Here is a 17891-nt window from a genome sequence, read left to right on the forward strand (position 1 = left end):
GACCGTTTTGTGATGCCTTCGCAATAACCTGATTGCCGGTGAGAGCGCTATGAAAGCAGGCCTGTTCAATCCCGATAGCTTCAAGGACAACTGCGGCTTCGGCCTGATCGCCCATATGCAGGGCGAGCCCAGCCACGACCTGCTGGAAACGGCCATTGAAGCCCTGACCTGCATGACCCACCGGGGCGGTATCAACGCGGACGGCAAGACCGGTGACGGTTGCGGTCTGCTCATGCAGAAGCCGGACGCCTTCCTGCGCGCCATCGCCCGGGAGCAGTTCGGCGCCGAATTGCCCGAGCAGTACGCTGCCGGCGTGGTGTTCTTCAACCAGGACGAGGCCCGTGCCGAACGGGCCCGTGCCAACATGAACCTGGAGATCGAGGCCGCCGGCCTGACCCTGGTCGGCTGGCGCAAGGTGCCCATCGACACCTCGGTGCTGGGTGAATTGGCCCTGGCCCGCCTGCCGCGCATCGAGCAGGTGTTCGTCGCCGGTCCGGGCCTCGACGACCAGCAGTTCGGGGTCAAGCTGTTCTCCGCCCGCCGCCGTTCCTCGGTGCGCAACGCCGAAGATACCGAGCACTACATCTGCAGCCTGTCGTCCCGCGTCATCGTCTACAAGGGCCTGATGATGCCGGCGGATCTCGCCGCCTTCTATCCGGACCTCGGCGATCCGCGTCTGGCCACCGCCATCTGCGTGTTCCACCAGCGCTTCTCCACCAACACCCTGCCGAAGTGGCCGCTGGCGCAGCCCTTCCGCTATCTCGCCCACAACGGCGAGATCAACACCATCACCGGCAACCGCAACTGGGCCCAGGCGCGGCGGACCAAGTTCGTCAACGAACTGATCCCGGATCTCGACCAGCTCGGTCCGCTGGTCAATCGCGTCGGTTCCGACTCCTCCAGCATGGACAACATGCTGGAACTGCTGGTGACCGGCGGCATGGATCTGTTCCGCGCCGTGCGCATGATCATTCCGCCGGCCTGGCAGAACGTCGAGACCATGGACGCCGATCTGCGCGCCTTCTACGAATTCAACTCCATGCACATGGAGCCCTGGGACGGTCCGGCCGGCGTGGTCCTGACCGAAGGCCGCTACGCGGTCTGCCTGCTCGACCGCAACGGCCTGCGCCCGGCGCGCTGGGTGACCACCAAGAACGGCTACATCACCCTGGCTTCGGAAGTCGGCGTCTGGAACTATCAGCCCGACGACGTCATCGCCAAGGGCCGGGTCGGCCCGGGGCAGATCCTCGCCGTGGACACCGAGACCGGCGAGGTGCTGCAGACCGACGACATCGACAACCGCCTCAAGGCGCGCCATCCCTACAAGCAGTGGCTGCGCAAGAACGCCATGCGCATCCAGGCGACCCTGGACGACAACGATCACGGTTCGGCCTTCTACGACCAGGATCAGCTGCGCCAGTACATGAAGATGTTCCAGGTCACCTTCGAGGAGCGTGACCAGGTGCTGCGGCCGCTGGGCGAGCAGGGTCAGGAAGCCGTGGGCTCCATGGGCGACGACACCCCGATGGCGGTGCTGTCGCGGCGCATCCGCTCGCCCTACGACTATTTCCGCCAGCAGTTCGCCCAGGTCACCAACCCGCCGATCGACCCGCTGCGCGAGTCCATCGTCATGTCCCTGGAGACCTGCCTGGGCGCCGAGCGCAATGTCTTCGAGGAAACCGCCGAGCACGCCGATCGCGCCATCCTGAGCAGTCCGGTGGTCTCGCCGGCCAAGTGGCGGACCATCCTCAACATGCCCAAGCCCGGCTTCGAGCATGTCAAGATCGACCTCAACTATCCCGAGTCCATGGGCCTCGAGGCGGCGCTGCGCAACATCGTCGAGCAGGCCGAGGAGGCCGTGCGCGCCGGCAAGGTATTGCTGGTGCTGACCGACCGCCACATCGAGCCGGGCAAGCTGCCGGTACATGCGGTGCTGGCCACCGGCGCCGTGCATCACCACCTGGTCAACCTGGGGCTGCGCACCAGCAGCAACATCCTGGTGGAGACCGCCACCGCCCGTGATCCGCACCACTTCGCCGTGCTGCTGGGTTTCGGCGCCACCGCGGTCTATCCGTTCCTGGCCTATGAGGTGCTGGGCGATCTGATCCGCACCGGCGAGGTGCTGGGCGACCTCTACGAGGTGTTCAAGTATTACCGCAAGGGCATCACGAAGGGCCTGCTCAAGGTGATCTCCAAGATGGGCATCTCCACCGTCGCCTCCTACCGCGGCGCCCAGCTGTTCGAGGCCGTGGGCCTGGCGGACGAGGTCACCGACCTCTGCTTCCCCGGTGTCACCAGCCGCATCAAGGGCGCGCGCTTCGTCGACCTGGAGGCCGAGCAGAAGCTGCTGGCCGGCGAAGCCTGGAACAACCGCAAGCCGATCCAGCCGGGTGGCCTGCTCAAGTTCGTCTATGGCGGCGAGTACCACGCCTACAACCCGGACGTGGTCAATCTGCTGCAGGCCGCCGTGCAACAGGGCGACTATGCCAAGTTCCGCGAATACACCGCGCTGGTGGACCAGCGCCCGGTGGCGATGATCCGCGACCTGCTCAAGGTCAAGACCAGCGACCAGCCCCTGGCCCTGGACGAGATCGAGCCGCTGGCCAACATCTTCACCCGCTTCGACGCGGCCGGCATCTCCCTGGGCGCCCTCTCGCCGGAGGCCCACGAGGCCCTGGCCGAGGCCATGAACCGCCTGGGCGGGCGCTCCAACTCCGGTGAGGGTGGCGAGGATCCGGCGCGCTACGGCACCATCAAGAGCTCCAAGATCAAGCAGGTGGCCACCGGCCGCTTCGGCGTCACCCCCGAGTACCTGGTCAATGCCGAGGTCTTGCAGATCAAGGTGGCCCAGGGCGCCAAGCCGGGCGAGGGCGGTCAGCTGCCCGGCGGCAAGGTCAACGGCCTGATCGCCAAGCTGCGCTATGCGGTACCCGGCGTGACCCTGATCTCGCCGCCGCCGCACCACGACATCTATTCCATCGAAGACCTGTCGCAGCTGATCTTCGACCTCAAGCAGGTCAACCCCAAGGCGCTGGTGTCGGTCAAGCTGGTGTCCGAGCCCGGCGTGGGCACGGTAGCGGCTGGTGTGGCCAAGGCCTATGCCGACCTCATCACCATCTCCGGCTACGACGGCGGTACCGGCGCTTCGCCGGTGACCTCCATCAAGTACGCCGGTTCGCCCTGGGAACTGGGCCTGGCCGAGGCGCACCAGACCCTGCGCGGCAACGACCTGCGCGGCAAGGTGCGGGTGCAGACCGACGGCGGCCTCAAGACCGGCCTGGACGTGATCAAGGCGGCCATCCTCGGCGCCGAGAGCTTCGGCTTCGGCACCGCGCCGATGATCGCCCTGGGCTGCAAGTACCTGCGCATCTGCCACCTGAACAACTGCGCCACCGGCGTCGCCACCCAGAACGACCGGCTGCGCAAGGAGCACTTCATCGGCACGGTGGAGATGGTGATGAATTTCTTCACCTTCATCGCCGAGGAAACCCGCGAGTGGCTGGCCAGGCTGGGCGTGCGCAGCCTGGGCGAGCTGATCGGCCGTACCGATCTGCTGGAAATCCTGCCGGGCGAGACCGCCAAGCAGCAGCACCTGGATCTCACGCCGCTGCTGGGTAGCGATCACATCCCGGCCGAGAAGCCGCAATACTGCCAGGTGGAAAAGAACCCGCCGTTCGACCAGGGCCTGCTGGCCGAAGAAATGGTGCGCCTGTCGCTGCCCGGGATCGAAAAGCTCGAAGGCGGTGACTTCAGCCTGAGCATCGGCAACTGCGACCGCTCCATCGGTGCCCGTGTCTCCGGCGAAATCGCCCGGCGTCACGGCAACCAGGGCATGGTCAAGGCGCCGCTGACCTTCCGCTTCAAGGGCACCGCTGGCCAGAGCTTCGGCGTCTGGAACGCCGGCGGCCTGCACATGTATCTGGAAGGCGATGCCAACGATTACGTGGGCAAGGGCATGACCGGCGGCAAGCTGGTCATCACCCCGCCCCAGGGCGCGGGCTTCAAGAGCCAGGAATCGGCCATCATCGGCAACACCTGCCTCTATGGCGCCACCGGTGGCAAGCTGTTCGCCGCCGGCACCGCCGGTGAGCGCTTCGGGGTGCGCAACTCCGGGGCCCACACGGTGGTGGAAGGCACCGGCGACCACTGCTGCGAGTACATGACCGGCGGCTTCGTCTGCGTGCTGGGCAAGACCGGCTACAACTTCGGTTCGGGCATGACTGGCGGCTTCGCCTATGTGCTGGACCTGGACAACGGTTTCTATGACCGGGTCAACCACGAACTGGTGGAGATCCAGCGCATCAACAGCGAGGCCATGGAAGCCTATCGCAGCCACCTGGAAGGGGTGCTGGCCGAATACGTGCGCGAGACCGGCAGTGCCTGGGGCAGCCATCTCCATGAGAACTTGGACGACTACCTGCGCAAGTTCTGGCTGGTGAAGCCCAAGGCGGCCAGCCTGGCGTCGCTGCTGGTCAGCACTCGCGCCCGTCCGGAATAACGACTTCGATGCCGGCGCCTCAAGGCGCCGGTTTCACCGTGATAGCTCGTGGCGCCCTGCTGAAGGGGCGTCGCTTCAAGAGGTTTGGAAATGGCTGAACGTCTGAACAACGACTTCCAGTTCATCGAGGTCGGTCGCAAGGATCCGAAGAAGAAGCTGCTGCGCCAGCGCAAGAAGGAATTCGTCGAGATCCACGATCCCTTCAAGCCGCAGCAGGCCGCCGAGCAGGCGCACCGCTGCCTGGGGTGCGGCAACCCCTATTGCGAATGGAAGTGCCCGGTGCACAACTTCATTCCCAACTGGCTCAAGCTGGTCTCCGAAGGCAACATCCTGGCGGCGGCGGAGCTGGCGCACCAGACCAACACCCTGCCCGAGGTCTGTGGCCGGGTCTGCCCGCAGGATCGGCTCTGCGAGGGCGCCTGTACCCTCAATGACGGTTTCGGCGCGGTGACCATCGGTTCGGTGGAGAAGTACATCACCGACACCGCCTTCGCCATGGGCTGGCGCCCGGACATGTCCAAGGTCAAGCCGACCGGCAAGCGCGTCGCCGTGATCGGTGCCGGTCCGGCCGGCCTGGGTTGTGCCGACATCCTGGTACGCAACGGCGTGGCCCCGGTGGTATTCGACAAGCACCCCGAGATCGGTGGCCTGCTGACCTTCGGCATCCCCGAATTCAAGCTGGAAAAGACCGTGCTCAGCCGCCGCCGCGAGGTCTTCGGCGGCATGGGCGTGGAATTCCGCCTCAACACCGAGGTGGGCAAGGACGTGACCATGGACCAGTTGCTCGAGGAATTCGATGCGGTCTTCCTGGGCATGGGCACCTACACCTACATGAAGGGCGGCTTCCCCGGCGAAGACCTGCCCGGGGTGCACGACGCCCTGGATTTCCTGGTGGCCAACGTCAATCGCAACCTGGGCTTCGAAAAGGATGCGGCCGACTTCGTCGACATGAAGGGCAAGCGCGTGGTGGTGCTGGGGGGGGGTGACACCGCCATGGACTGCAACCGCACCTCCATTCGCCAGGGCGCCAAGAGCGTGACCTGCGCCTACCGCCGCGACGCCGCCAACATGCCAGGCTCGCGCAAGGAAGTGAAGAACGCCAAGGAAGAGGGCGTGAAGTTCCTCTTCAATCGCCAGCCCATCGCCATCATCGGCGAGGACAAGGTGGAAGGCGTCAAGGTGGTGGAGACCCGCCTGGGCGAGCCCGATGCCCGCGGTCGCCGCAGTCCCGAGCCGATTCCGGGCTCCGAGGAGATCCTGCCGGCCGATGCGGTGGTCATCGCCTTCGGTTTCCGCCCAAGTCCCGCGCCCTGGTTCGAGCAGTTCGGCATCGACCTCGACAGCCAGGGGCGCGTCGTCGCCCCTGGGCTGCACGAGTTCAAGCACCAGACCAGCAACCCGAAGATCTTTGCCGGTGGCGACATGGTGCGTGGCTCCGACCTGGTGGTGACCGCCATCTTCGAAGGCCGCAACGCCGCCGAGGGCATCCTCGACTACCTGGGCGTCTGAGCCCAGGCCGTTGGACAGGAGCCGACCGCTGCAAGCCGGTCGGCTTTTTTGTGGATGGGATCCTGTCGGCACGGGATTCCGTGCAGTCTCCGCCAAGCAATCGCGGCCATGGGCCGCTCCTGCGAAAAGCATCACTCTGTAGGAGCGGTCGCTACGGCGCACCGGCATGGCCGCGATTGCCCGCCGAGCCGTAGGATTAAAAATCGAGCAGAGTTTTCCATGCGTGTCGTGCCGGCCGCGCTGAGTGCCGTCACCCAGCGGCTCTCCATCACCCCGATAGACAAAAGGCTCTGCCTGGCGCCGTGCCTTTTGCCAGCCGCTTTGCGACAATGCCGGCACTTTTGCTGCCGGATGTCGCCATGACTGCCCTGAAGAACGACCGTTTCCTGCGTGCCCTGCTCAAGCAGCCGGTGGACGTCACCCCGGTGTGGATGATGCGCCAGGCCGGGCGCTACCTGCCCGAGTACCGCGCCAGCCGGGCCCGCGCCGGTGACTTCATGAGTCTGTGCAAGAACCCGCAATTCGCCTGCGAGGTGACCCTGCAGCCGCTGGAGCGCTATCCGCTGGATGCCGCCATCCTCTTTTCCGACATCCTCACCATTCCCGACGCCATGGGTCAGGGCCTCTATTTCGAGACCGGCGAGGGGCCGCGCTTTCGCAAGGTGATCAACACGCCGGCCGACATCGAGGCGCTGCCGATCCCCGATGCCGAATCCGACCTGGGCTACGTGATGGACGCCGTGCGCACCATCCGTACGGCGCTGGACGGCCGGGTACCCCTGATCGGCTTTTCCGGCAGCCCCTGGACCCTTGCCACCTACATGATCGAAGGCGGCTCCAGCAAGGATTTCCGCAAGGCCAAGGCCATGCTCTACGACACCCCCGAGGCCCTGCACCTGCTGCTGGACAAGCTGGCCCAATCGGTCACCGCCTACCTCAACGGCCAGATTCGCGCCGGCGCCCAGGCGGTGCAGATCTTCGATACCTGGGGCGGCAACCTGTCCGCTGCGGCCTACCAGGAATTTTCCCTGGCCTACATGCGCAAGATCGTCGCCGGGCTGATCCGCGAGCATGAAGGACGGCAGGTACCGGTGATCCTCTTCACCAAGAATGGCGGTCTCTGGCTGGAAAGCCTGGCCGACAGCGGTGCCGAGGCCCTGGGCCTGGACTGGACCTGCGACATCGGCGAAGCCCGCCGGCGAGTCGGTAACAAGGTCGCCCTGCAGGGCAACATGGATCCCAGCGTGCTCTACGCCAAGCCGACGGCCATCCGCGCCGAGGTGGGACGTATCCTGGAAAGCTATGGCCAGGGCAGCGGCCACGTCTTCAACCTGGGCCATGGCATCACCCCCGAGGTGGACCCGGCCCATGCCGGTGCCTTCATCGAAGCCGTCCACGAGTTGTCGGAGCGCTACCACCAGGGCTGACTGTGCCGGGATCGGCACGACCGGTCCCAAGTCGAACGAGCGGGTCGTGGCCGGTTACGGCATAGTCGGGGTTTCCCCGATGGAGCGCCGCCATGGCCCAGATGACCCCGGAAGAGCTGCAGCACCTGGCCGAAGAGGTGCTCGCGGCCCATGGCTTCAGCCAGCCGCAGCGCGCGGCCATCGCCGCCATGATGGTGGCCGGCCAGCGTGACGACTGCGCCTCCCACGGCATCTATCGGCTGCTGGGCATCGTCAAGACGCTCAAGGCCGGCAAGGTGGTGGCGGATGCCGAGCCGACGGTAGAAGACGTGGCTCCGGCCATCGTCCGGGTCGATGCCGGGGGTGGCTTCTCGCCGCTGGCCTTTCACACGGGCCTGCCGTTGCTGGAAGCCAAGGCTCGTGCCTGTGGTCTGGCGGCCCTGGCGATCAACAACTGCGTGCACTTCTCGGCGCTCTGGGTGGAGATGGAAGCCCTCACTGCCAGGGGGCTGGTGGCCCTGGCCTGCAATCCGACCCAGGCCTATGTCGCCCCGGCCGGCGGTCGTCGCCCGCTGTTCGGGACCAATCCCATCGCCTTCGGCTGGCCACGGCCGGAAGGGCCGCCTTTCGTCTTCGACTTCGCCACCAGCGCCGTGGCCCGCGGCGAGATCGAGTTGCATCGTCGCGCCGGCAAGGCCCTGCCCGAGGGCTGGGGCGTGGACGCCGAGGGGGTTCCCAGCAGCGATGCCCGCACCGTGCTGGAGGAGGGTGCCATGCTCACCTTTGGCGGTCACAAGGGCTCGGCGCTGTCGGCCATGATCGAGTTGCTCGCCGGCCCGCTGATCGGCGATCTCACCAGTCCGGAGTCCTCCGTTGTCGACGCCGGCGCGGGCGGGCTGCCCTATCACGGCGAACTCATCCTGGCCTTCGATCCCCAGCGCTTTCTCGGCGCCGCGGTAGCCGACTACCAGCAGCGCGCCGAGCAGTTGTTCGCCGGCATCGAGGCCCAGGGCGCCCGCCTGCCGTCACAGCGCCGCTACCAGGCGCGGGCTCGCAATACCACCCGTGGCTGGGTGGAGGTGCCGGACGAACTCCTGGCCGACGTCCGGGCCCTGCTACCCGGCTGAGCCGGGACGCGATGCGCATCACCTGGAGGAGGCTGCGACAACGCGGTCTCTGAACCCCGCCCCGGACGCAGGGTCCACGACTGGCCCCCTTAGTGCCAGCCTGGGTCTTCATGTACGCCGACGACACCGATCGCCCCCATCACCGCGGCCTGTTGCTGCTGAGCATCACCCTGATGGTGCTGGTGTACTTTCTCGACAACCTGTCGATCGCCCTGGCCAATCGCTATGTCTACGGCGGCCTGGGTATCGACCCGCGCAGCTACACCCTGGCCACCGCCTGCTACAGCGCCGCGGTCATCGTCACCAGCGCCCCGCACCAGTGGTTCGCCCAGCGCCTGGGCTATCGCAACCTGATCTTCGCCGCCGTCGGCATCCACCTGGTCGGCCAGGTGTGCTGCCTGGTTGCCACCGATCTGCCGACTTTCATCGTCGGGCGAGTGCTGATGGGCGCCGGCGCCGCCACCTTCTTTGCCGGGGCGCGGGTACTGGTGCAGATGTATTTCTCCGGTCCCCAGTTGCCGACCGGGATCCGCGCCTTCGCCTCCGGCGTGCCCCTGGGTGGTGCGCTCGCGTCCTTTACCACCGCGGAATTGCTGGAAGGTCATCAGTGGCGCGCCATCTTCATGGTGCCGGCGCTGGCCTGCGCGCTGGTGGCGGTGTGCGTCTGGCTGTCGCTGCCGCGGCGCTCCCATCCGCTGCAGAATTCCGGAGCGCCTTCGCTGGCGTCCATGGTGCTGCTGGCGGTTGGCAGCCTGCTGCTGACCACCACCACCCAGCGACTGGCCTTCGACTTCTTCAGCGATGGGCTGTGGCTAGCCCTGGAGCTGCTGCTGGGAACGGCCATCCTCGGACTCTATGTCTACTACGAGCGCGGCCTGGCGCGGCCGACTCTGGACTTCAAGCACGCCATCACCCCGGGCTTTCTCGCCGGCATGCTGTTCATGATGCTCAACTACTTCCTGCTCGGCGCCTACAACTTCATCATCCCCCAGTACGTGGTCAACGGCCTGCAACTGCCGGTCTATACCGCCGGGGGCGTCATGGCGCTGGGCTGGCTGTGCGGTCTGGCGCCGCTGCTGATGATCACCTCGGTGCGGCTGCGCGAGCGCTTTCCCTGGGGCGGCTTTCGCAAGTACCTGGTGGCGGGCTATCTGCTGCTGGCCGGCTATGGCTTCTGGATGGTGCGCCAGCACGCCGACGTGCCCCTCTACCAGCAGCTGGTCCCGGGGCTGATGATGCATGGCACCTACCTGATCGGCACCTTCGCGGTGATCATCATGTACACCTTCATGCGCGTCGAGCCGGCCTATTTCAGCCAGGCCTACCAGATCAAGAACATGACCCAGCAACTGGTCATGCCCATGGGCATCGTGCTCTCCAACGTCTTCCTGCAGTGGCGCGACGCCTTTCACGCCTCGGTGCTCAGCGCCGCGATCAATCCCTATGCGCAGAACTACCAGGCCTATGGCGAACGCTATCGGCAAGCCACCGGCGCCGACAGCGCCCTGGCGCAGATCTCCAGTCTGGTCACCCGCCAGAGCCAGGTGCTGGGCTATCTCGACTATTTCTGGCTGGTCGGCTGGATCGGTCTGGCACTGGCCCTCTACATGGCCGTGCAACGGCATTTTCGCTGAAGCGCGACGTTTGCCGGCCCTTAAGCCGACGTTCAGCTAGCGACCACCATAATGCGGGCTTTTGCAGGTCGCGGCAGCCGCCGGGAGCCTGCGCCGGTCGGCCGCGCCCCAGTCGGTCCGGAGCTTGCATTGCTGGGCTGTCGGGCTTTGTGGAACAATGCGGGCAACGACATTTTTCAAGGGTGGCAGCCGTGATCGACGCTGATGGTTTTCGCCCCAATGTCGGCATCATTCTCGCCAACGATGCCGGCCAAGTACTGTGGGCCCGCCGCATCAATCAGGATGCCTGGCAGTTCCCCCAGGGTGGGATAGACGACCGGGAAACGCCCGAAGAGGCGCTGTACCGGGAGCTGAACGAAGAGGTGGGGCTGAGCCCCGATGACGTCCGCATCCTGGCCTGTACCCGGGGCTGGTTGCGCTATCGTCTGCCGCAGCGCATGGTGCGCACCCACAGCCGTCCGCTGTGCATCGGCCAGAAGCAGAAGTGGTTTCTGCTACGGCTGACCGCGGAAGAGCAGCGGGTGCGGATGGATGTGACGGGCAAGCCGGAATTCGATGGCTGGCGCTGGGTAAGCTACTGGTACCCACTGGGCCAGGTGGTGACCTTCAAGCGAGAGGTCTATCGGCGGGCGCTCAAGGAGTTGGCACCCCGCTTGCTGGCCTGATTACCGGTACGGCCGGTGCGAAAGAGGTGAGGAGAAGCTGTGGTCATGCAGGATGAACGACACGTGATGCACGCCGGCGGCTCTGCCGGGCGTCGGCTGCGGAGGCGCTAGATGCTTGCAGTTCTGCGCAAGATCGTCCAGGAGGTCAATGCCGCCAAGGATCTGGGGTCGGCACTGTCCATCATCGTGCAGCGCGTCCGCGCGGCCATGCAGTCGCAGGTCTGCTCCGTCTATCTGCTGGATCCGGACACCAACCGCTTCGTGCTGATGGCCACCGAAGGCCTCAACAAGAAGTCCATCGGTCGCGTCAGCATGGCCCCCAACGAGGGCCTGGTCGGCCTGGTCGGGACCCGTGAAGAGCCGCTCAATCTCGAAGACGCCGCCAGTCACCCGCGCTTTCGCTACTTTGCCGAGACCGGCGAAGAACGTTATGCCTCCTTTCTTGGCGCGCCCATCATCCACCACCGGCGCGTCATGGGCGTGCTGGTGGTGCAGCAGAAGGAGCGTCGCCAGTTCGACGAGGGTGAGGAGGCCTTCCTGGTGACCATGAGCGCCCAGCTCGCCGGGGTGATCGCCCATGCCGAGGCCACTGGAACCATCCGCGGGCTGGACCGGCAGGGCCGGGGTATCCAGGAGGCCCGTTTCGTCGGCATCCCCGGTTCGCCCGGAGTCGGCGTCGGCAAGGCCGTGGTGGTCCTGCCACCGGCCGACCTGGAAGTGGTCCCGGACAAGACCGTGACCGACATCGATGCCGAGTTGCAGCTGTTCCGCACCGCCATCGAAGGCGTACGGGCGGACATGAAGGCGCTGTCCAAGCGCCTGTCCACCCAGTTGCGCAAGGAAGAGCAGGCGCTGTTCGACGTCTATCTGATGATGCTCGACGACGCCGCCCTCGGTAACGAGGTGACCACCATCATCAAGAGCGGCCAGTGGGCCCAGGGCGCCCTGCGCCAGGTGGTGATGGAGCACGTTCAGCGTTTCGAGCTGATGGACGACGCCTATCTGCGCGAACGCGCCGCCGATGTGCGCGACCTCGGTCGACGGTTGCTGGCCTATCTGCAGCAGGCCCACCAGGCCTGCCTGATCTATCCGGAAAACACCATCCTGGTCAGCGAGGAGCTCTCGCCGGCCATGCTCGGCGAGGTGCCCGAAGGGCGTCTGGTCGGCCTGATCTCGGTGCTTGGCTCGGGCAACTCCCACGTCGCCATCCTGGCGCGCGCCATGGGCGTGCCCACCGTCATGGGCGCGGTGGACCTGCCGTATTCCAAGGTGGACGGCATCGACCTCATCGTCGATGGCTACCATGGGGAGATCTTCACCAATCCGTCGCCGACGCTGATCAAGCAGTATGGCGACGTGGTGGAAGAGGAGCGCCAGCTGACCCAGGGCCTCGACGCCCTGCGCAGCCTGCCCTGCGAGACCCTCGACGGCCACCGCATGCCGCTGTGGGTCAACACCGGCCTGATGGCCGACGTGGCGCGTGCCCAGCAGCGCGGCGCCGAAGGCGTCGGGCTGTATCGCACCGAAGTGCCCTTCATGGTCAACGAGCGCTTTCCCAGCGAGAAGGAACAGCTCTCCATCTATCGCGAGCAGCTGGCCGCCTTCCACCCGGCCCCGGTGACCATGCGCACCCTGGACGTCGGCGGGGACAAGGCGCTGTCCTATTTCCCGATCAAGGAAGACAATCCCTTCCTCGGCTGGCGCGGGATCCGCGTCACCCTGGACCACCCGGAAATCTTCCTGGTGCAGACCCGCGCCATGCTCAAGGCCAGCGAAGGCCTGAACAACCTGCGCATCATGCTGCCGATGATTTCCGGCGTGCACGAGGTGGAGGAATCCCAGCACCTGCTGCACCGCGCCTGGTGCGAGGTGCGTGATGAAGGCGTCGACATCCCCATGCCGCCGGTGGGCGTCATGGTCGAGGTGCCTTCGGCGGTCTACCAGGCCCGCGACCTGGCGCGCCAGGTGGACTTCATCTCCGTGGGTTCCAACGACCTGACCCAGTACCTGCTGGCGGTGGATCGCAACAACCCGCGGGTGGCCGACCTCTACGACTACTTCCACCCGGCGGTGCTGCAGGCGCTGCAGCAGGTGGTGGACGGCGCCCATGCCGAAGGGGTGCCGGTCAGCATCTGCGGCGAGATGGCCGGCGATCCGGCGGCGGCGGTGCTGCTCATGGGCATGGGCTTCGATACCCTGTCGATGAACGCCACCAACCTGCCCAAGGTGAAGTGGCTGCTGCGCCAGGTCACCCTGGAAAAGGCCCGCGAGCTGGTGCAGCAGATGCGCCAGATCGACAATCCCCAGGTCATCCACAGCGCCCTGCACCTGGCCTTGCGCAATCTCGGACTGGGCCGGGTGATCAACCCGGCAGCCAGCGTCCAGAGCTGAGCGTGTCAGGCGGGAAGGCTGCTTCCCGCCTGACAGGTAGCGGCGTACCATGCCGCCTCTTGCGCCCGAGGTGATGATGGATCTCTTGCTCTTCCTGGTGCTCGGCGCCTGCGCCGGGCTGCTGGCCGGTCTGTTCGGGGTCGGCGGTGGCCTGATCATCGTGCCGGTGCTGGTCTACAGCTTTACCGCCAAGGGCCTCGATCCGGACATCCTCACCCACCTGGCGGTGGGCACCTCGCTGGCCACCATCGTCTTCACCTCGCTGAATTCCGTCTGGGCCCATCATCGGCTGGGCGCCGTCCGCTGGCGGCTGTTCGCCTGGATGGCCCTGGGGATCGTCTTCGGCAGCGCCCTGGGCGCCCTGACCGCCGCCATCCATGGCCCGCTGCTGCAAAAGATCATCGGCACCTTCGCCGTTCTCATCGCCCTCCAGCTGGCGCTGGACCTGCGCCCCAGGCGCCAGGCCGGCGAGCCCGGCAAGCCGGTGCTGACGGTGGCGGGGGTGGTGATCGGCTGGGCCTCGGCGATCTTCGGCATCGGCGGCGGTTCGCTCACCGTGCCCTTCCTGGTCTGGCGCAGCCTGTCGATGCAGCAGGCGGTGGCCACCTCGGCGGCCTGTGGCCTGCCCATCGCCCTGTCCGGGGCGCTGTCCTTCATCCTGGTCGGCTGGCAGCAGCCGGGTCTGCCCGCCTGGAGTCTGGGCTACGTCTATCTGCCGGCCTTGCTGGGCATCGCCCTGACCAGCATGTTCTCGGCCCGTTTCGGTGCGCGACTGGCCCATCGCCTCTCGCCCCGGCTGCTCAAGCGCCTGTTCGCCCTGCTGCTGTTCGGCGTCGGTCTCAACTTCTTACTCTGATCCCTTTCAAGGAGGCACCATGCTGCCGTATCCGCAAATAGACCCGGTGGCCCTGTCGCTGGGGCCGCTGAAGATCCACTGGTACGGGCTCATGTACCTGGTGGGCATCGGCGGTGCCTGGTGGCTGGCCAAGCGGCGACTCGATCGCTTCGATCCGCGCTGGACCAGCGAGACCCTGTCCGACCTGGTGTTCTGGGTGGCGCTGGGGGTCATCGCCGGGGGCCGGCTCGGCTACGTGCTCTTCTACAACCTGGCGGAGTACATCGCCAATCCGACGCTGATCTTCGAGGTCTGGAAGGGCGGCATGTCCTTTCACGGCGGCCTGCTCGGAGTGATCCTGGCGGTCTGGTGGTTCGGCAAGCGCCATAACAAGGGCTTCTTCGAGCTGATGGACTTCATCGCGCCGCTGGTACCCATCGGCCTCGGTGCCGGCCGCATCGGCAACTTCATCAACGCCGAACTCTGGGGCAAGCCCACCGACGTGCCCTGGGCGATGATCTTCCCGCCCTACAGCGATCCGGCCCAGCTGCCACGCCACCCCTCCCAGCTCTATCAGTTCGCCCTGGAAGGCGTGGCGCTGTTCGTCATTCTCTGGCTGTACTCGCGCACGCCGCGGCCGACCATGGCCGTGTCCGGCCTGTTCGTGCTCTGCTACGGCATCTTCCGCTTCATCGTCGAATTCGTCCGGGTGCCCGATGCCCAGCTCGGCTATCTGGCCTGGGGCTGGCTGACCATGGGACAGGTACTCTGCGTACCCATGGTGCTCGGCGGTATCGCGCTGATGGTCTATGCCTACCGCCGTGCGCCGCAGCCGGTCGTCCGCGCCGAATGACGTCTGGGGGCCGCCCGCATGACAAGTGCGGGCGGCCTGTTATAGTTCAGGGAACACCATCACAACCGCGCAAGGGATCAGCCGTATGAATCCGTTCCGTAGCCTGGCTGCCGCGCTGGCGCTGGCCCTGACGATGCAGGTCCTGCCGGCGCAGGCGCAACAGGCCCAGGGTGACGTCACCGAATATCAGACCGCCGACCAGGCGTTCGGTGAGGCCCAGGCTCCCGCCGCCTTTTCCATGATCGGCGATCTGCTGATCGCGCGACCACTACTCATCGCCGCCACCGTGATCGGTGCGGGCGTCTTCGTGGTCAGTCTGCCGTTCACCGCCGCCGGCGGTAACATCGGCAAGGCCGGCAAGGCGCTGGTGGTCGAGCCGGGCAAGGCGGCCTTCGTGCGCTGCCTGGGGTGCACCCAGAGCGGGTACGGGCGTACCGAATAGGCCCTGGCGCCAGGCCAGGTCGCTCAGGCCTGGCCGCTGATCTTCAGATACTTGTCGTGCAGCTGCTCCTTGGTCTCGACATGGTTCTCGTCGAGGGGGATGCAGTCCACCGGGCAGACCTGCTGGCACTGGGGTTCGTCATAGTGGCCCACGCACTCGGTGCACAGGTTCGGATCGATCACATAGATCTCCGCACCCTGGGAGATGGCGCCGTTCGGGCACTCGGGCTCGCACACGTCGCAGTTGATGCAATCGTCGGTAATGATGAGGGACATCGTCGGCTCCACGCCGCGCGAACGCGCAGCGATCCAAAAGTCAGGCGCGCATTTTGCCCCATCCGCGCGCCGGCTGCACCCGACAGTCCTTGGGGTTAATCAGCTGGCCGGGGCAAAACGCTCCAGCAACGCCTGATGCACGGTGGGATGGACGAACTTGGTCACGTCACCGCCGAGCGCCGCGATCTCCCGCACCAGGGTGGAGGACAGGTAGGAATAGTGTTCCGACGGGGTCAGGAACATGCTTTCCGCCTGGGGCGCGAGCACCCGGTTCATGTTGGCCAGCTGGAATTCGAATTCGAAATCCGACACGGCGCGCAGGCCGCGCAGGATGATGGTCGCCTTCTGCTGCTCCACCAGGGTGGCCAGCAGGCAGCTGAAGCCGATCACCTCGACGTTGGGTAGGTGCGCGGTCACCGCCTTGGCCAGCTCGACCCGGCGCTCCAGCGGAAACAGCGGATTCTTCTTGGGGCTGGCCGCCACCGCCACCACGACTTCGTCGAACAGCCGCGAGGCGCGCTCCACCAGATCGCCATGGCCCTTGGTGATGGGGTCGAAGGTGCCGGGGTATAGCACTCGGTTCATGACGCTGTCCTGGGGGCGAAGCTGTTGGGGCTTGGATGGTAGCTCAGGGGCGGAGTGAGGCCAAGGCGACAGCCGCCGGGATCGCCGACCCGTGGGCGTTTATCGGCCGGATGGCGCTGCCCGCTGGCTGACCAGCCAGTCGGGGATGCGCCTTTCCAGGTAATAGTCCGGGTCGCGGAAGGCGCCGCCGACGAAACCCACGTGGCCGCCATGGGGCAGGCGCTCGAACAGGGTGTCGGGCGCCAGTTCGGCGCGGGCGGGCAGGGCGTCGGTGCCGATGAAGGGGTCGTCCTCGGCCTGGATCAGCAGGGTGGGGATGCGGATTCCCCCCAGGTAGTAGCGGCTGGAGGCCTGGCGATAGTAGTCCCGGGCATCGCGAAAGCCGTGCAGGGGCGCGGTGTAGCGGTCGTCGAAGTCCCAGAAGGTCTTGAGCCCCTCGGGCGGCCCCAGGCGCGCGAGGATCTCGTGCTGCTCGGGATGGCGCTCACGGTCGAACAGCGCCTGCTTGTCGCGCACGTAGCGCGCCAGTTCGCGGATGAAGTGCCGCTGATAGATGCGCGAGAAGCCGAGGCCGATGCGATCGGCGCAGAGGTCCAGGCGAAAGGGCACCGAGACCGCCGCCGCGGCGGTGAGACCGCTGTCAACGCCGCGCTCGCCCAGGTACTTGAGCAGCACGTTGCCGCCAAGGGAAAAGCCCACCGCATACAGCGGCGCCTCCGGACGACTGGCCTGCAGATGGCGCACCACCGCCGCCAGGTCTTCGCTGACGCCGGAGTGATAGCCGCGCGGCAGGCGGTTGGGCTCGCCGGAGCAGCCTCGCCAGTTGAGGCCGACGCTGGCCCAGCCGCGGGCGGCCAGGGCGAATTGCAGGCCGAGCACGTAGTGGGAGCCGGAGCTGCCGGTCAGGCCGTGGGCGATCAGCACCAGCGGCGCGCGCGGATCCTCGGCGTGGTACCAGTCCAGATCGAGAAAGTCGCCGTCCTCCAGCCACAGCCGTTCCCGCGGCCGGGTGATGGGCGGCAGGCGGCGCCACAGCGAGCCCCAGAGGGTCTGCAGGTGCGGGCCGGGCAGCCAGCGCGCCGGGCGAAAGGGTGCGCTGTTCACGCCTGGCGGTGCCAGAGGGCGTAGTGGACGTTGCCGGTCTTCTTCTCGCGGTGCAGCTGCCAGGTCGCGGGCAGGGCCAGGCGCGAGGGCTGGGTCTCGCTCTCGGTGTAGATCCAGGCGTCCGCGGCCAGCCAGCCCCGGGTTTCCAGGGCCGTGCAGGCCGGCTCCAGCAGGTCCTTGCCAAAGGGCGGATCGAGAAACACCAGGTCGAAGGGCGCCTCCGCCGGCTTGCCCAGCGCCTGCAGGGCATCGGTCTGGCGCACCTCGGCGTGGGCGCAGCCGAGGGCCTGCAGATGGCCGCGCAGGGCGTTGGCGGCCTGGGCATTGAGGTCGAAGGCCAGCGCCTGACCGGCGCCGCGGGAGAGGGCTTCCAGCAGCAGGGCGCCGCTGCCGGCGAAGGGATCCAGCACCCGCGCGCCCGGGGTGACGGCGGCCAGCCAGTTGAACAGGGTCTCGCGGACCCGGTCCGGGGTGGGTCTCAGGCCCAGGGCATCGGGAAAGACGAAGCGCCGGCTGCGCCAGTCGCCACCGATGATGCGCAGTTGGTTGGCGGTCTTCTGGGCCATG

At 66.7% G+C, this 17891-nt stretch carries 14 protein-coding genes; 10 read left to right on the plus strand and 4 right to left on the minus strand.

Annotated features, from left to right (window positions below; all coding sequences use genetic code 11):
* The first annotated feature begins 49 nt into the window (after window positions 1-49).
* From gltB to QE393_RS00720, 10 genes are all read left to right on the plus strand, one after another.
* Window positions 50-4498, plus strand: coding sequence for a glutamate synthase large subunit (gene gltB / locus QE393_RS00675; RefSeq protein ID WP_273810167.1), 4449 nt, complete (start codon window positions 50-52; stop codon window positions 4496-4498).
* Window positions 4499-4588: 90 nt separating this feature from the next.
* Entirely contained in the window at window positions 4589-6007 is a 1419-nt protein-coding gene (locus QE393_RS00680; protein ID WP_273810165.1) for an FAD-dependent oxidoreductase, read from the plus strand.
* Window positions 6008-6366: 359 nt separating this feature from the next.
* Window positions 6367-7434 carry a uroporphyrinogen decarboxylase gene (hemE, locus tag QE393_RS00685; protein WP_273810163.1) on the plus strand — a complete coding sequence of 356 codons (1068 nt, stop codon included), beginning with the start codon at window positions 6367-6369 and terminating at the stop codon, window positions 7432-7434.
* A 92-nt stretch (window positions 7435-7526) separates the two neighbouring features.
* Complete coding sequence (locus QE393_RS00690) at window positions 7527-8540, plus strand: Ldh family oxidoreductase (RefSeq protein WP_273810161.1); 1014 nt, start codon at window positions 7527-7529, stop codon at window positions 8538-8540.
* A 110-nt stretch (window positions 8541-8650) separates the two neighbouring features.
* Window positions 8651-10174: an MFS transporter gene (locus QE393_RS00695; protein WP_273810159.1), complete on the plus strand. Its 1524-nt coding sequence runs from the start codon at window positions 8651-8653 to the stop codon at window positions 10172-10174.
* 191 nt (window positions 10175-10365) lie between these two features.
* Entirely contained in the window at window positions 10366-10839 is a 474-nt protein-coding gene (locus QE393_RS00700) for an RNA pyrophosphohydrolase (protein WP_007161635.1), read from the plus strand.
* A 111-nt stretch (window positions 10840-10950) separates the two neighbouring features.
* Window positions 10951-13230 (plus strand): phosphoenolpyruvate--protein phosphotransferase, encoded by a 2280-nt coding sequence (gene ptsP, locus QE393_RS00705; RefSeq protein WP_133861481.1) that lies wholly within the window; start codon window positions 10951-10953, stop codon window positions 13228-13230.
* 76 nt (window positions 13231-13306) lie between these two features.
* Window positions 13307-14086, plus strand: a complete 780-nt coding sequence (locus QE393_RS00710; RefSeq protein ID WP_273810345.1) for a sulfite exporter TauE/SafE family protein — start codon at window positions 13307-13309, stop codon at window positions 14084-14086.
* Between the two features lie 19 nt (window positions 14087-14105).
* A complete protein-coding gene (gene lgt, locus QE393_RS00715) occupies window positions 14106-14918 on the plus strand; it encodes a prolipoprotein diacylglyceryl transferase (RefSeq protein ID WP_310041616.1) in 813 nt (270 codons plus the stop codon).
* 85 nt (window positions 14919-15003) lie between these two features.
* Window positions 15004-15360, plus strand: coding sequence for a multidrug transporter (locus tag QE393_RS00720; RefSeq protein WP_273810153.1), 357 nt, complete (start codon window positions 15004-15006; stop codon window positions 15358-15360).
* Window positions 15361-15383: 23 nt separating this feature from the next.
* Here the strand turns inward: QE393_RS00720 and QE393_RS00725 are convergent, their stop codons facing one another.
* The 4 genes from QE393_RS00725 to rsmD form a co-directional block, all read right to left on the minus strand.
* Entirely contained in the window at window positions 15384-15635 is a 252-nt protein-coding gene (locus QE393_RS00725) for a YfhL family 4Fe-4S dicluster ferredoxin (protein WP_007161640.1), read from the minus strand.
* A 99-nt stretch (window positions 15636-15734) separates the two neighbouring features.
* Window positions 15735-16220: a pantetheine-phosphate adenylyltransferase gene (coaD, locus tag QE393_RS00730; RefSeq protein WP_007161641.1), complete on the minus strand. Its 486-nt coding sequence runs from the start codon at window positions 16218-16220 to the stop codon at window positions 15735-15737.
* 99 nt (window positions 16221-16319) lie between these two features.
* On the minus strand, window positions 16320-17324 hold the full coding sequence (locus QE393_RS00735) for a hydrolase (RefSeq protein WP_273810150.1): 1005 nt from the start codon (window positions 17322-17324) through the stop codon (window positions 16320-16322).
* Window positions 17321-17890, minus strand: coding sequence for a 16S rRNA (guanine(966)-N(2))-methyltransferase RsmD (gene rsmD / locus QE393_RS00740; RefSeq protein WP_273810149.1), 570 nt, complete (start codon window positions 17888-17890; stop codon window positions 17321-17323). Before rsmD ends, QE393_RS00735 begins: the two co-directional genes overlap by 4 nt.
* Window position 17891 lies beyond the last annotated feature (1 nt).

It is taken from the genome of Pseudomonas sp. SORGH_AS_0211, assembly GCF_031453455.1.
In the GTDB taxonomy this organism is placed as follows: domain Bacteria; phylum Pseudomonadota; class Gammaproteobacteria; order Pseudomonadales; family Pseudomonadaceae; genus Chryseomonas; species Chryseomonas aestiva.